General features: G+C 68.3%; 16 protein-coding genes and 2 pseudogenes. 12 read left to right on the top strand and 6 right to left on the bottom strand.

The window, feature by feature from the left end:
- Window positions 1-54: 54 nt before the first annotated feature.
- Complete coding sequence (locus ABN273_RS48495; protein WP_349456411.1) at window positions 55-1254, bottom strand: cytochrome P450; 1200 nt, start codon at window positions 1252-1254, stop codon at window positions 55-57.
- A gap of 75 nt (window positions 1255-1329) precedes the next feature.
- On the opposite strand from ABN273_RS48495, the gene ABN273_RS48490 reads away from it, so the two are divergent.
- Complete coding sequence (locus tag ABN273_RS48490; RefSeq protein WP_349456410.1) at window positions 1330-1911, top strand: TetR family transcriptional regulator; 582 nt, start codon at window positions 1330-1332, stop codon at window positions 1909-1911.
- On the opposite strand, the pseudogene ABN273_RS48485 reads toward ABN273_RS48490, so the two are convergent.
- Window positions 1859-2335 (bottom strand): annotated as a pseudogene (locus ABN273_RS48485) (alpha/beta fold hydrolase); the annotation flags it as partial. The gene ABN273_RS48490 and the pseudogene ABN273_RS48485 overlap by 53 nt on opposite strands.
- 6 nt (window positions 2336-2341) lie before the next feature.
- Here ABN273_RS48485 and ABN273_RS48480 point away from each other — a divergent pair.
- Window positions 2342-3184, top strand: a complete 843-nt coding sequence (locus tag ABN273_RS48480) for a helix-turn-helix domain-containing protein (RefSeq protein ID WP_349456409.1) — start codon at window positions 2342-2344, stop codon at window positions 3182-3184.
- A gap of 206 nt (window positions 3185-3390) precedes the next feature.
- Here the strand turns inward: ABN273_RS48480 and ABN273_RS48475 are convergent, their stop codons facing one another.
- Complete coding sequence (locus ABN273_RS48475; RefSeq protein WP_349456408.1) at window positions 3391-4452, bottom strand: LacI family DNA-binding transcriptional regulator; 1062 nt, start codon at window positions 4450-4452, stop codon at window positions 3391-3393.
- Window positions 4453-5103: 651 nt separating this feature from the next.
- On the opposite strand from ABN273_RS48475, the gene ABN273_RS48470 reads away from it, so the two are divergent.
- The 6 genes and pseudogenes from ABN273_RS48470 (at window position 5104) to ABN273_RS48450 (ending at window position 8363) form a co-directional block, all read left to right on the top strand.
- Window positions 5104-6003, top strand: a complete 900-nt coding sequence (locus ABN273_RS48470; RefSeq protein ID WP_349456407.1) for a TIM barrel protein — start codon at window positions 5104-5106, stop codon at window positions 6001-6003.
- Window positions 6004-6109: 106 nt separating this feature from the next.
- Window positions 6110-6964 (top strand): sugar phosphate isomerase/epimerase family protein, encoded by an 855-nt coding sequence (locus ABN273_RS48465; RefSeq protein ID WP_349456406.1) that lies wholly within the window; start codon window positions 6110-6112, stop codon window positions 6962-6964.
- A 210-nt stretch (window positions 6965-7174) separates the two neighbouring features.
- Window positions 7175-7552 (top strand): recombinase family protein, encoded by a 378-nt coding sequence (locus tag ABN273_RS48460; RefSeq protein WP_349456405.1) that lies wholly within the window; start codon window positions 7175-7177, stop codon window positions 7550-7552.
- Window positions 7533-7670, top strand: a complete 138-nt coding sequence (locus tag ABN273_RS48455) for a helix-turn-helix domain-containing protein (RefSeq protein WP_349456404.1) — start codon at window positions 7533-7535, stop codon at window positions 7668-7670. The genes ABN273_RS48460 and ABN273_RS48455 overlap by 20 nt, the downstream gene beginning before the upstream one ends.
- A 21-nt stretch (window positions 7671-7691) precedes the next feature.
- Window positions 7692-7904, top strand: a pseudogene (locus ABN273_RS59940) (DNA adenine methylase); the annotation flags it as partial.
- 75 nt (window positions 7905-7979) lie between these two features.
- Window positions 7980-8363 (top strand): DUF3224 domain-containing protein, encoded by a 384-nt coding sequence (locus ABN273_RS48450; RefSeq protein WP_349456403.1) that lies wholly within the window; start codon window positions 7980-7982, stop codon window positions 8361-8363.
- Here the strand turns inward: ABN273_RS48450 and ABN273_RS48445 are convergent.
- Together ABN273_RS48445 and abc-f are read right to left on the bottom strand one after the other, a co-directional pair.
- Complete coding sequence (locus ABN273_RS48445) at window positions 8351-9187, bottom strand: Vgb family protein (protein ID WP_349456402.1); 837 nt, start codon at window positions 9185-9187, stop codon at window positions 8351-8353. The genes ABN273_RS48450 and ABN273_RS48445 overlap by 13 nt on opposite strands.
- Window positions 9181-10665: a ribosomal protection-like ABC-F family protein gene (gene abc-f, locus ABN273_RS48440; RefSeq protein ID WP_349456468.1), complete on the bottom strand. Its 1485-nt coding sequence runs from the start codon at window positions 10663-10665 to the stop codon at window positions 9181-9183. The genes ABN273_RS48445 and abc-f overlap by 7 nt, the downstream gene beginning before the upstream one ends.
- Window positions 10666-10737: 72 nt before the next feature.
- On the opposite strand from abc-f, the gene ABN273_RS48435 reads away from it, so the two are divergent.
- A complete protein-coding gene (locus ABN273_RS48435) occupies window positions 10738-11325 on the top strand; it encodes a TetR/AcrR family transcriptional regulator (RefSeq protein ID WP_349456401.1) in 588 nt (195 codons plus the stop codon).
- Window positions 11326-11580: 255 nt separating this feature from the next.
- On the opposite strand, the gene ABN273_RS48430 is transcribed toward ABN273_RS48435, so the two are convergent.
- Window positions 11581-11982, bottom strand: a complete 402-nt coding sequence (locus ABN273_RS48430) for a Tn3 family transposase (RefSeq protein ID WP_349456400.1) — start codon at window positions 11980-11982, stop codon at window positions 11581-11583.
- 266 nt (window positions 11983-12248) lie between these two features.
- On the opposite strand from ABN273_RS48430, the gene ABN273_RS48425 reads away from it, so the two are divergent.
- From ABN273_RS48425 to ABN273_RS48415, 3 genes are all read left to right on the top strand, one after another.
- Entirely contained in the window at window positions 12249-12482 is a 234-nt protein-coding gene (locus ABN273_RS48425; protein ID WP_349456399.1) for a hypothetical protein, read from the top strand.
- 18 nt (window positions 12483-12500) lie between these two features.
- The gene (locus tag ABN273_RS48420) at window positions 12501-13010 is read left to right on the top strand and encodes a transposase (protein ID WP_349456398.1); all 510 of its coding nucleotides are present in this window, start codon (window positions 12501-12503) and stop codon (window positions 13008-13010) included.
- Window positions 12979-13837, top strand: an 859-nt coding sequence (locus tag ABN273_RS48415) for a DUF4158 domain-containing protein (protein WP_349456397.1), incomplete at its 3' end; no start/stop codon positions are given. The genes ABN273_RS48420 and ABN273_RS48415, both read left to right, overlap by 32 nt.

Genomic DNA, 13837 nt, shown 5'->3' with positions numbered 1-13837 from the left:
TGCCGCAACTGGGCCGTCGGGTTCCGGCCGACACGCTGCGCCGACCACCTGCGGTCACTGGACATCGGCCGGGTCCCAGGCGACAGGGAGGCTGGTCACGCCGTAGACGGGAGAGTTGCGCAGCTGGATCTGCCCGGCGGGCACGGCCAGCCGGAGCGTCGGGAACCGATCGAACAGGGCCGGATAGCCGACGCGCATTTCGATCCGCGCGAGTTGCTGCCCCAGGCATTGATGCACGCCGTGGCCGAACGCCAGGTGCCGCCGGGCATCCTGGCGATCCAGCCGTAGCTCGTCGGCGACCTCGAACCGGGCAGGATCACGGTTGATCGCGGGCAGGGACAGCACCATCATCTCGCCTGGGGCGATGCGCTCACCCTCCAGCTCCACCTCTTCAAGCGCGACCCTGTTCGGGGCGCCGATGTGGAGAATGCTCAGGTACCGCAACAGCTCCTCGACCGCCGTCTCGATCATGGTCGGATCAGCCCGGAGCGCGGCCAGTTGCGAGGGGTGCTGCAGCAGGGCGAAGGTGCCCAGAGCGAGCATGTTGGCCGTGGTTTCGTGCCCGGCGACCAGCAGCACTTGGGAGATGTAGGTGAGCTCTTCGTCGGTCAGGTCTGCGTTCTGTGCCAGGGCGGCGAGCAGGCTCTCGTTCTTCTCCTCGCGCGCCAGCCGTACCCGGCCACCAAGGTACTCCTGGAGTTCCTGCCCGGCGGCGCGCGCCGTCTCGATGTCGCTGTCAAGGGCGATGACCTTGCTGGTCAGCTCCTGGAACAAGGGGTGATCATCGTAGGGGACGCCCAGCAGCTCGCAGATCACCAATGAGGGAATCGGCAGCGCGAACGCCTGTACCAGGTCGGCGGGCGGGCCTGCCGCGGCCATCTCGTCGAGACGCTCGGCGGTGATCGTCTGGATCCGCTCCGCCAACTGCTTCATCCGGCGCACAGTGAACGTACCGGTCAGCAGCCGCCGGTAGCGGGTGTGCTGAGGGGGGTCCATGTGCGGGAACCAGCCGGGTGGCGCCTGCCCGGTTCCACCTGGCCGGACCACCTGAACGACGCTGTGCTTGAGCTCTGCGCGGGCGCTGAACCGGGGGTCGGCCAGCACGGTCTGGGCCGCGGCGTGACCGGTCACCAGCCAGCCCACGTGCCCGTCGGGAAAGGCCAGCCGTACCAGAGGCGGGAGCTTGGCCAGCTCGGGCGGCGGGTCGAACGGGCAGCCGGGAGCTCGGCGAGTGGGCAGCGTGATGGGAGTCATAGCTTCCTCCTAATTGAGAGTCTATGTCATTTAATAGTGCACTCTCATGTTAGGCAAGCTGGCAGAATGGGCCACATGGCGAACAGTGGTCTGCGGGAACGCAAGAAGGCCAAGACCAGAGAGACGATCTTGCGGGAGGCGTTCCGCCTCTTCCGCGAGCAGGGCTACCATGCGACCACGACCGAGCAGATCGCCGAGGCCGCCGAGATCGCGCCGAGTACGTTCTTCCGCTACTTCCCCACCAAGGAGGACCTGGTCACGCTCGACAGCTTCCCGCCGATCGTCGAAGCGCTGGCCATCCAGCCCCCGGAGCTCGACCCGCTCGGCGCGCTGCGTGCCGCTTTCGCCACCGCGTTCACGTCGCTGTCGGACGAACAGATCAACGCGGGCCGGGACCGCGAGGTGTTCGCGGCGACCGTGCCAGACCTGATCGCCGCCAATCTCCGCAAATCACCCCGGATCATCGGCGAGATCTCCCGGATCCTGGCCGACAGAACCGGCCGCGCGCCCGACGACCCCGAACTCCGGAACATCATCGGCGCGGCCTTCGGCGTCGTCGCCATGGTGTGGATCCAGTGGGCACGCGACGACACCATGGACGCCCCCGCCGAAGTGGACAATGCGCTCGCCCACCTGCAGTCCGGCCTGAAAGTCTAGTGCGGTCCTGCGTGCATAGGCGGTGGTCGAGACTGAAGCGGACATCGGCGTCCGGGCTGGTTCCGGTGTTGATGAGCGCAAGCGCGGTCACCAGGTCGAGTCGTTGTTCGGCGAGGGCGGTGGCGACCGCGCCGCCGCTGGAATGGCCGACGACTATGGCATGTTCGACGCCGAGCCGGTCCAGTGCCGCGCCGACCCGGCGTGCCTGGTCCGGGGTCGCGTAGCCGCGGTCGGCCGGTTTGGCCGACCGGCCGTGCCCGAGCAGGTCGATCCGGATGACGCGGTGAGATCCGGTCAGCAGCGGAACCAGCGGGTCCCACGAGCGGGTCGAGAGGCGGACCCGTGGATGAGCAGGAGTGCGGGGCCGTCCTGGTGTCGCCGCCGGTGGATTGGACGAATGTTCCCTCCGTCGGCTCGCTAGCATGGGACGGTGCGGACGTTCATGCACGGTGCGGCTGTGTGGGACGTCGCATGCCCGCAGCGGCCCAGCCGGGTGGCCGGTGTCACCATGGCCGGGTTCCGTGTCCGTGACCTGGACGCGCTCCGGATGGTGCCGCACCCGGCCGTGACGCTGCTTGTGGACTTCGGCACCGGTTCGCCCGTCGTGGACGATGCCGCCGGGCGGCAGCAGCGGGGAAGCGTCGTCGCCGGGCCCGGGGTCGGGTCCGGGGGCGCGGTCTGGGCGCGGGGTGAGAACGTCGAGTGCGTGCAGGTGCGCCTGTCCCCGTTGATCGCACGCGCGGTTCTGGGCGCTTCCCCCGCCGACCTCGACGGCGCCGTGGTGGCCCTCGACGACCTGTGGGGCCGGGAGGCATCACGGATCCGCGAGCAACTGGGCGATGTCTCGTCGTGGCAGGATCGCTTCACGTGGTTGGACGCGCTGCTCGCCCGCCGGCATGAGGCGGGGCCGCCGGTGGACCCGGAGGTGGCCTGGGCCTGGCACCGGATCGTCGGCAGCCGCGGCCTGGCCCGGGTCGACGGACTCGCGGCCGAGGTCGGATGGAGCCGTAAGCGCCTGTGGTCCCGGTTCCGGTCGCAGCTCGGCCTGCCGCCCAAGCGCGCCGTGAAGCTGGTCCGCTTCGACCATGCCGCCCACCGCCTGGTCGCAGGTGAAGGCGCGGCCCGAGTCGCGGCCGACGCCGGCTACGCCGACCAGTCCCACCTGCATCGGGACGTCATGGCGTTCACCGGGGCAACCCCCGCGACCGTGGCCGGCGAGCCGTTTCTCGCCGTTGACGACATCGCATGGCCCAGCCGCGGTCACCTGTGCTGAGCGGGTCCGCCTCTGGAAAGCTTCACCCATCCCGAAGTCCGGATCAATCCTGGTCGCCTCTGATCGGAGGTGCACAGGAAATCAAGCGAAAGATCCGCGTTCGTTCCTCGTCAAAATCGGCACGGGCGTCTCGACCAGTACGAATCGCATGAGATGGCTCCTCATCGAAGAACCCCTGGGCGAGTCGGTCCGGCCGGGACCGACAATCATGAGCGGTCGCGGTGGCGCGGTGGCGCGGTGGTGCCTCGGACGACGAGGCGCGCGTCGAGGATGAGCTCGCGAGAGGGGAGCCGGTGGTCATCCAGGCGCTCCACCGCCGAGCGCACCGCGAGCGTGGCCATCTGTTCCGCGTCCTGGCGCACGGTGGTGAGGTTGATATGGGACAGGTGCGCAATGTGGCTGTCGTCGTATCCGATTACTGAGATGTCCTTAGGGATGCTGACCCCCGCGCGGCTGAGCGCGTTCATGAGCCCCATGGCGCACCGGTCGTTTCCGGCCAGCACGGCGGTCGGCAGCCGATCGTCGTGCAGCAGGGTCTCGCCGGCGGTCTTGCCGGATTCCTCGGTGTGGTCTCCGGGAAGGACGCGGATCTCGTCCTGCAGTGCGTGGTCGCGCATGGCGGCGCAGTAGGCCTGGCGCCGTTCGGCGGAGCCGGGCTCGTCGCCGCCGTCGATGTGGACGATGGCGCGGTGGCCGAGGCCCACCAGGTGGTCCACGCCCTGTCGCATGCCCTTGTTCTCGGCGGTGTGGACGGTGTCGACACCGCTTGCCGGCGCGCGGCGCCCCACGACCACGGTGGGGGTGTGCGCGCCCAGCTCGGCGAGGTATGCGGTCTCGGCGTTCGGGCCGAGGAGGATCAACGCCTCGCAGCGGTGGCCCAGCAGGGCTTCGACGACCTTGCGCTCGTCCCGAGTGGGGCCGAGCGCGCTGAGCAGGACCTCGTAGCCGAGCCGTTCGGCCTCGGCGTAGATCGCCTCGACGAGGTCGGCATGGAAGGCGTTGCGAATGTTGATCATCACGCCGAGGACCATGCTGCGGCTGCGCGCGAGCAGCCGCGCCGCGTTGTCCGGACGGTAGCCGAGCTCGTCGGCGGCGCGGAGGATCCGCTCGCGCGTCTCCCTGCTCGCCCCTGGCTCGTTGCGGAACACGATCGAGACCAGTGCCCGGGACACGCCTGCCCGTGCCGCGACATCCGCCATGGTGGGGCGCTTGGCGCGCGTCGAGACCCTGGTCGTGGGCGATGCCGTTTCGGCGCCTTCCTCCAACATCAACCCTTCGTCTGATGTGCTTAGCCCGTCGCAGGCTGTTGATGTTCCGTATGACTCAGCTCATAGTAGCGGTGACTAGAGCGCGATAGACGAGTGTGCCGGCACGGATGGCGGGGTGGATGCATGGAGCATCGCGAGAGCTCCGGCGCTCGCTGTGCGCGACGGTCGCAATGGGCGTCGGGGGAGAAGTGGTCCCAGGTGCCGGTGGTGTGTGCGCTTGCCGGAGTCGGGTGCGTCGATGTTGGCCTTGTTCGGGCTGCCGCGGCGCCGCGGATGCAGTTGACTTTCAAGCCAATTGTGCAGGCCGGTCCGTGGATGAAGGTCGATCGGCCAGACGTTTACACGCTGCTATGTCAGGACAAAGTTTGTTAAGACATCCTATTGACATGCAGCTCTTTGCGAAGGTTTCATGGTCGCAACGGAGCCAACCTGGGGAAGTCGTCAAGGGCCGTCTTCGGCATGTCACCGTAGAGAACCTCTCGGTCGTCTCCTGATCCACCAGCCCCGTGGCCACTTCCATGGAGAGGTAGGACCAGTGCCGCACTCTACTCGTATCGACTGGCGCGCTCTAGTCGCCATGCGCGAGCAGAGCTCCATCGAGGAGTGCACCGCCGCCACCGCGAAACTCTGACCACTGATGGGAGACAGGCAATGACATTGTCCCGGATCCGGCTCGGCACGGCCCCCGACTCCTGGGGCGTATGGTTCCCCGACGACCCGAACCAGGTTCCCTGGGACCGCTTTCTCGACGAGGTGGCCGCCGCCGGTTACGAATGGATCGAGCTCGGCCCGTACGGCTATCTGCCCACTGATCCCGAGCAGCTGCGGGACGAGCTCGGCCGGCGCGGGCTGCAGCTGTCCGGCGGCGCGGTGTTCTCCGGGCTGCACCGCGGCAGAGAGGCACTCAAGGAGGCCATCGAGGAGTGCCGCGCGGAGGCCAGGCTGCTGACCGCGCTCGGCGCGAAGTACCTGGTCTCGCTGCCCGAGGGATACACCGACCTCGACGGCAACCTCACCCAGCCGGCGGACCTGACCCCCGAGCAGTGGAAGGACCTCACGTCGGGAATGTCGGAGCTGGCCCGCGTGCTCCGCGACGAGTCCGGTGTGGAGCTGGTCTTCCACCCCCACGCCGACAGCCACGTCGGCACCCAGGAACGCGTGCTGCGTTTCCTGGAGGACACCGACCCCGAGGTCGTCTCGCTCTGCCTCGACACCGGCCACATCTCCTACTGCGGCGGCGACAACATCGAGATCATCTGGGCGTTCCCCGAGCGGATCGGCTACGTGCACCTCAAGCAGGTGGACCCCGAGATCGTCCGGCAGGTCCGCGCGGAGAATCTGTGCTTCGCCGAGGCCGTCCGGCGCGGCGCCATGATCGAGCCGCCCACCGGCATCCCCGCCATGGAGCCGCTGCTGGCCGAGCTCGGCCGGCTGGACGTCGACCTGTTCGCGATCGTCGAGCAGGACCTCTACCCTTGCCCGCCCGACATGCCGCTGCCCATCGCCACCCGCACCCGCACGTACTTCAACGGCTGCGGCTTGCGTCCATGAGCGGGACAGCTACGGCCACCGCCGTCGCCTCACCGGAGACAGGTGAACCCGTCCCCGCCGGCCCGGTCGAGCGGCCCGGCCCTTACACCTGAGAGGACACCGAACCATGAAGATCGCTCTCGACCCGTACATGCTGCGCCGGACGCCGCTCCTGAAACTGCCCGCCCTCGTCGCGGAGCTGGGCTACGAGTACATCGAGCTGTCGCCGCGCGAGGACTTCCTGCCCTTCTTCCTCCACCCCAGGGCCGACCGGGACACCGTCGCCGCCTTCAAATCGGCTCTGGCGGCGGCGGATGTGAAGCTCGCCTCGGTGTTGCCGCTGTACCGCTGGTCCGGCCCCGACGAGGAGGAACGCCAGGCGGCCGTGCGCTACTGGAAACGGGCCATCGAGATCACCGTCGAACTCGGCTGCACCGTCATGAACTCCGAGTTCAACGGCCGACCCGAACAGGCGTCCCGCAGCGAGGCGATGTTCTGGAAGTCGATGGAGGAACTGCTGCCCGTCTTCGAACGCGAAGGAGTGCAGCTGCGCCTGGAGCCCCACCCCGACGACTTCGTCGAGGACGGCAAGACCGCCGTCGACATGGTGCGCGGCATCAACTCCCCGCTCGTGTCGTTCCTCTACTGTGCCCCGCACACCTTCCACCAGGGCGGCAACCTGACCGAGATCATGGAGTACGCCGGCGACCTGCTCACCCACCTGCACGTCGCCGACTCCTTCGACCACCGCGCCTCCTCGGGCCTGCGCTACATCGTCAACCCGCCCGGCTCGACCGCCCGCGTCCACCAGCACCTGAACATCGGCCAAGGCGAGGTCGACTGGGACGAGTTCTTCGGCACCCTCGGCCGCCTCCGCTTCGACGGCATCATGACCGCCTGCGTCTTCGCGTGGGAGGACAAGGCGCGCGAGTCGAGCCTGTTCATGCTCCAGGAGATGACCAAGCGCACGGCCTCATGGTGAACAAGCCGCTCCTGCTGCCCTCCGGGCTCCGATCACACCATTCGCCTTCATCCCCGACGGGCGCACCGTGGCCACCGTTGGCGTCCAGGACCGCATGATCCACCTGTGGCGCCTAGAACAGCCAGGGCCGCGCCGTAGCCGTCTTCAGGCGGCTGAGATGCACGGCAGGCGCGACACCGTCCAGAAACGTCTATCCAGAAAGTCGCTGCGGTGGAGCTACTCGCGGCCCGTTTCTGCCAGCGACGCCCCGAGCTCGACGAGGCCCTGGACTACCTGCGCCCGGGAGATGTCTTCGTCATCACCCGGCTGTCGCGCGCCGCACGATCCCTGCGCCACCTACTGGACTTGGCGGCGCAGCTCCGCGAGCGCGAGGTCGACCTCCTGGTGCTCAAGCAGGGCATCGACACCTCCACCCCATCCGGGCGCCTGCAGTTCCACATGTTCGGCGCCTTCGATGAATTCCTTCGCGAGCTCATCGTCGAAGGCACCCTGGAAAGGCCTGGCTTCGGCTCGCGCCCGCGGCCGCGTCGGTGGCCGCCCACCGGCCCTGGACACTCACGGCGTCGAGATGGCCCGAACCCTGTATGACATCACGGGCGCCGACGGCAAGCGCCGCTACACCGTCGCCCAGATCGCCGAACGGCTCGGCGTCAGCCGCGCCACGATCTACCGCCATCTGGACCCTCACAAGCCGGACTCAGCGTAGGAAGAGCACGGTGCTACCCCGATCACCTGCTATGGCGGCAAGACCAAGCTCGCCAAGCAGATTGCTGCGATGCTGGCCGAGCAGATGCCCTGCATCAAACCCTTCGCTGGCTCCCTCGCCGTGGCCCTGGCCAAGCAGCCCTTCCTGCGAGACACGGTCAACGACCTAGACCTAGACCTGATGACCTGCTGGAGGCCCTGCCGCCCAGCCGAGCTCGCCCAGGAGTGCAAGACTCTGCCTGAATCACCGCACCGAAGGTGTCCTGGGCCGCTGCGAACCGCAAGGTCAGGAGCGGCTAACCTCGGCCACATGACAGAACGCACCCTCAAGGCTGGATTCGAGATCGTGAAGTTCGACGAGTCGGTGTATGAGGAGCCCGCTGAGGGCCCGAAGCTGACCCGGGTCACGATCCACAAGCGCTACCAGGGCGCGATCGACGGGACAGGCGTCGCCGAGGTGCTCACCGCGCAGGGAACGGCGGGCGGGGGCTACGTGGCCTCCGAACGGATCGAGGGCGCGCTGGACGGTCGGCACGGCACCTTCGTCATCCAGCACGGCGGCCTGGCCGACGGCCCCGATCAGTCCAGCTACGGGAGCATCATCCCCAATTCCGGGACCGGGGACCTGGCCGGGATCTCCGGCCAGGCGATGGAGTTCGAGTTCCAGGTGCTCACGCTCGTCTACACGCTGTGACGCGTCAGGGCGCCGGACTCCATCGCCACCCAGATCGCCCCGTCCGGACCGACGGCGAGGCCGTGGGGTTCCGCGCCCTCCAGCGGGAACTCCTCGATCTTCCCGTCGATCGTGACACGGGCCAGCCTGCCGGCACCCCACTCGGTAAGCCAGAGCGCGCCGTCCGGCCCTGCCACGATGGCGTGCGGCCGGGCGGCGCGGTCGGGCAGCGGAAACTCGGTGATCGCGCCCGAGGCGTCGATCCGGCCGGCCTGGCCCGCGCCGATCTCCACGAACCACAGCGCATCGTCCGGTCCCGCGCAGATGCCGACCGGTGCCGCGCCCGGTGTGGGCAGCGGGTACGTCGACACCTCGCCGCCGATCGTGATACGGCCGATCGCATTGCCCTGGTTGAGCGTGAACCACAGCGCGCCGTCCGGCCCTGCGGTGATCGCGGAGGGCATCGCGCCGGTGCCGGGCAGCGGGTACGACGACACCTGCCCGTCTGGGGTGATGCGTCCGATCCGGTCGTCCTGCAGTTGGGTGAACCACATGGCCCCGTCGGGGCCGGCGGCGATGCCGTACGGCGAGGCCACCTCGAACGTGGTGACAACGCCGTCCACGGTGATCCGCCTGATCCGGCCGCCGGCGAACTCGGTGAACCACAGCGCGCCGTTCGGTCCCGGGGTGATGACCGTGGGCTGACCGTCGGCCGGATCGAGAGGGAACAGCGTGGGTTCCGCACCCGGCACGACCCGGCCGATGCGGCCCTGATGGACGAGGGTGAACCAGAGCGCGCCGTCGGGGCCGCAGGTGATGCCGTACGGTGAACCGTCGATCAACATGAAAGAGCGATCTCCTTACCGGTGAAGCGACGCCGTAGCGCCCGGTCGTGCGTGACCACCACGAGCGTGCCCTGGTAGTCGCCGAGCGCCTGCTCGAGATCCTCGACAAGGGTGAGCGAGAGGTGGTTGGTGGGTTCGTCCAACAGCAGCAGGTCGTGTTCGCCCGCCAGCACTTCGGCCAGCGCCAGTCGCCGCCGCTGGCCCTCGGACAGTGCGCCGACTTTGAGGTGCAGCGCCTCGCGGTGGAACAGGCCCGTCGCGAGCAGGGCTTCTGGGTCGCCGCCGTAGGTCTCCATGACCGTCCTTTCGGGGTCGAAGGTGACTTCCTGCGCGAGGTACCCCGCCTGCCGGCCGGCCTGGGCCGCGATGGCCGCCAGCAGTGTCGACTTGCCCGCGCCGTTCGGCCCGGTGATCAGCAACCGGTCGCCCGGTTCGATCCGCAGCCCGCCGTGGTCGACGTGGTCGACGTGCGTGCCGGCGCCCGCGAACCTGCCGCGGAAACACATAGGCTTGGGCGGTCGCGGTACCGGGTCGGCTTCTAGGCGGCGCAGGCGTTCTGTGGCTTGCCGTACCCGCGAGGCGACCGAGCTTTGCACGCGGCCGGCGTTGCGGTCGTAGGCCATCTTGTTGTTGTCCTTCATCTCGCGGCCCCGCGCGACGCGGCGCGCCGTGGTCGCGGCGAACTCCTTGACCTGCTCAACCTCCTCCCGCCAGGCGGCGTAGGCCTGCTCCCAGCGCTGCCGGGCGGCCGCCTTGTCGGTCAGGAATCCGGTGTAGCCGCCGCCGAACCTGGTGATCGTGCCGCCCTCGACCTCAAGGATCGTCGTGGCCACCCGGTCCAGGAAGGTCCGGTCATGTGAGATTGCCACCACCGTGCCCTTGTGGGCGCGCAGCCGGTCCTCCAGCCAGGCGAGCGCCGCCTCATCCAGGTGGTTGGTGGGCTCGTCGAGCAGCAGGATCTCTGGTGAGGCGGCCAGCACGCAGGCCAGGCCGAGCCGGGCCTGCTCGCCGCCTGACAGGGTCGACAACTCGCGTGAGCGCTCGATCTGGGCCAGGCCGAGCCCGTGCATGGCCTTGTCGACGCGGGCGTCGGCCTCGTATCCGTCACGGGCCTCGAAGGCGGTGAGCAGCTCGCCGTACAGGGTCAGGTCCTGCTCCTCGGCGGCGCGCTGCATGTCGCGCTCGAGTGCGCGCAGCTCGGCCAGCGCGGCGTCGACGGCCTGCTGGACGGTGTGGTCGCCGGGCAGGTTGAGGGTCTGGCCCAGGTAGCCGACGCCGCCGGCGGCCGCCACCGTCACCTCGCCGTCGTCTGGCTGGTCCACCCCGGCGATGATCCTGAGCAGCGTGGACTTGCCGGAACCATTCTCGCCGACGATCCCGGCGCGCTCGCCGGGCCGGATGCTGAAGGTGAGCTGGTCAAGGACGCGGTGCTCGCCGTAGGACTTCGAGACTCCCCGGAGGGAAAGCTGTGTAGTCAGAGGAACTCCAATCGCAACTACTGTAGCTTTAAGCTAGCATGAGAATCCCTATTAACGCAACTGGAGTAGACTTTGGATAGACGTCCCGGCGGTCGCAGCGCCCGCGTGCGCGACGCCGTACGACAGGCGACCCTCGCCGAGCTGGCCGAACACGGCTACAACGGGTTGACGGTGGAGAACGTGGCGATCCGCTCGGGCGTGCACAAAACCACCGTGTACCGGCGATGGGGCAGCGCGGAGGGCCTGATCGCCGACGCGCTCGAACTGGCCAGGGAGGAGCCGTGGCCGCTGCCCGACACCGGCTCACTCCGCGAGGACCTGCGGGAGATCGCCGGGCTGGTGCGAAGCGGGTTCGCCGATCCGGTCGCGGGGCCGATCTCCGCCTCATTCGTGTCGGCCGCCGTACAGAGCACCGGGCCTGCGCAGGCGCTGCACGCCTTCTTCGCCGCCCGCCACGAACAGGCAGCCGAAGTGGTACGGCGGGCGGTCGCGCGGGGCGAGCTCCCTGCGGACACTGACGTGGCAGACGTGATCAGAACGGCCGTCGCGCCCATCTACTACCGGCTGTTCATCACCCACGAACCGGTCACCGAACGCGACGCTGAACGTGCGGCGGATGCTGCCCTCGCCGCCGCCCGCGCCGGCGTCCTGCACTCCTGACGCCCGATACGCAGGGGATGGAGAAGCTTCAGGGGTGGAAAGGAAGCCGCGACGGCGGCCGTTGCGCGTCCGGACAGGCTCGCATGCATGGCAAACACATACCTCGCCAACCCCAGGGCACCATGTAGCGAAACGTCATGCGGGGCGCTCGAATGCGGGCTTATCGTGCGTCAACCCTCCGCGGGACGGAGGCGCCGGTGCTGCTCGACCGCCTGCCGGGTCCGCGCCCATCGGGCGACCAGCCCAAGGCGTGATCTACGCCTGGGCACCTGTCTGGACTGGACCAGTATTCTCGCCGAGAGGCAGGCGTTTGGCTACGTCGAGCCGTACCTCGCCGTAGGGCTGGACGTGCTGCCAGAACAGGGGAGTCAGCCCACGCCGGTCGGCAGGCTTGAGCAGCTTCGCCATGACGGGATCGGCGAGAACATCTTGCAGCATCAGCGTGTTGATGTACACGAGCGCCGCCTGGAGGATCCGCAGGCACAATACAGTCATCTCCAGTTCCTCGCGCCGGTTGGTGGCGATGTCGCCGCCCTTGCCGTAGAAGATGACGCTGCCTGCGCCGTTGGAGGACTCCATTACGTTGAGCCCTTCCTGGATCTCCCGCTGCAGTTCCCGCAGGCGCAGGTAGCGGGCAACGAATCCGTCGAGGGACAAACAGCAGCTCGAATGGCGGCAGCGGGACAGCTTCGCAGTGAAGCATCCGGTTGCAGGTGTTGCGCTGCCCGCCACTTCCGGCGGGCAGCATCCGTGACTGCGAGCGGATTGCCGCCCTGGATCAAAGTCGCGTGTACGGCTTGGGTGAGATTTCACGGTGACGCGCGGATGCCGGGGCCATTACCCCTTCGCTTTGAAGTAGTGCGCGACCATGTAAGCGGTGACCTTCTAGCCCGCACGCCCGCTTCACGCCGCTGCTACGGGAGATGCTGACGTCGGTGGCGGTGAGCATGGCCGCCCGCGCAGGCGCCCGGCTGGCGTGCCGGCTCGGGATGCCGGTCGCCAAGGACACCCTGCTGTGGTTGGTCCGATCGCATCCAGAGCCGCCCGTCGGGAGGGTGCGGGCCGTTGCGGTGGATGACTTCGCCCTGCGCAAGGGCGACATCTACGCCACGATCGTGGTCGACTTGGAGGCCCGGCGTCCGGTGGAGGTGCTGTAGGGACGGGAGGCGGGTCCGGTGGCCGCATGGCTGGCCGCTCATCCTGAGGTGGAGATCGTCACCCGGGATCGCGCCCGTGCCTACGCCGAGGCCGCCCGCACCGGAGCGCCTCAAGCCCTGCAAGTTGTTGATCGCTGGCACGTGTGGAACAACTTGACCGAGGCCGTGGAGAAGACGGTCGGTGCGCACCACGGCTGCGTCAAGCAGGCGTATGCCGAGCTGCCCGGCAATGGCGGCGAGCGCGCGGTCCCGCCCGAGCCGCCGGACGGCTATCTGGACGTTCACGGCCGCGAGCGAGCCCTGGTGGCTCGGACGACCAGGCGATATGCCGAGGTTCAGGAGCTGGTGGCTCAGGGCCGTTCGCTCAGGGACATCAGCCGGGATCTGAATCTCGACTACGACGCCGTGCGCCGCTACGCCCGCGCGGCTGGCCTGGAGGAGCTGCTGGTCGCCGCTACGCACCGGACCACGCTGCTGGATGCCTACAAGCCCGGGGTTGAGGAACCGGGGAACAGTCGTTATCGATGAGAACGATCTTGCTTCTCTCGCGGACCTTGCGGTGATCATTTCTGGTAAGGAGCTGGACGTCTGGCGTCTTTCTGGTGGTTACTGGGTGATAGGTGGCGTGTCTACGGTTGTCGCCTGTGCCTGTGGGTTTTTGTCTGATGACCAGGTCCGGGCGTATACGGCGTTCGAGGAGTTGCCGTCGCTGTCTGATCTGGAGAAGTTCTTCTTCCTGGACGCGTTCGATCGGGACGTGATCGCCAAGTCGCGCCAGGACTCGCACCGGTTGGGGGTAGCGGTTCAGATTGGGACGGTCCGGTACAAGGGCCTGTTCCTGAGCGATCCGCTGGCGGTGCCGTGGCCGGTGGTGGACTACCTGGCTGAGCAGTTGGGAATCGGCGACCCGTCGCAGGTGAAGAAGTACGCGGTGCGGGCGCAGACGGCCTATGACCACGCGTGGATGATCCGCGATGTCTACGGCTTTCACGACTTCGACGATCGGGAGTCGTGGGAGGGCCGGGTGCTGTCGAAGCGGTTCTTGACGTTCTTGCATGGCCGGGCGTGGACGCATGCGGAGGGGCCGACGGCGTTGTTCGATCAGTCGGTGGCGTGGCTGCGCCGGCATCGGGTGCTGCTGCCGGGGGTGACAGTGCTGGAGCGGCTGCGGCAGGCGCCCAAGCGGCAATCGGGCACCGAGATGGTCAAGGCGCTCAAGCGAGTGGACGACATCGCGGCGTTCCGGCTGGGGCGGGTGCGGGTGGACAAGGTGCCGGTGCGGCGGATGAAGACGCTGGCCAAGTACGGGGCGGGCACCAAGGCGCCGCTGCTGGCCCGTCTGTCCGAGCCGCGCA

This window comes from Nonomuraea sp. B19D2 (genome assembly GCF_040137845.1).
In the GTDB taxonomy this organism is placed as follows: Bacteria; Actinomycetota; Actinomycetes; order Streptosporangiales; family Streptosporangiaceae; genus Nonomuraea.
This window is presented reverse-complemented; position numbering and strand designations above follow the sequence as displayed.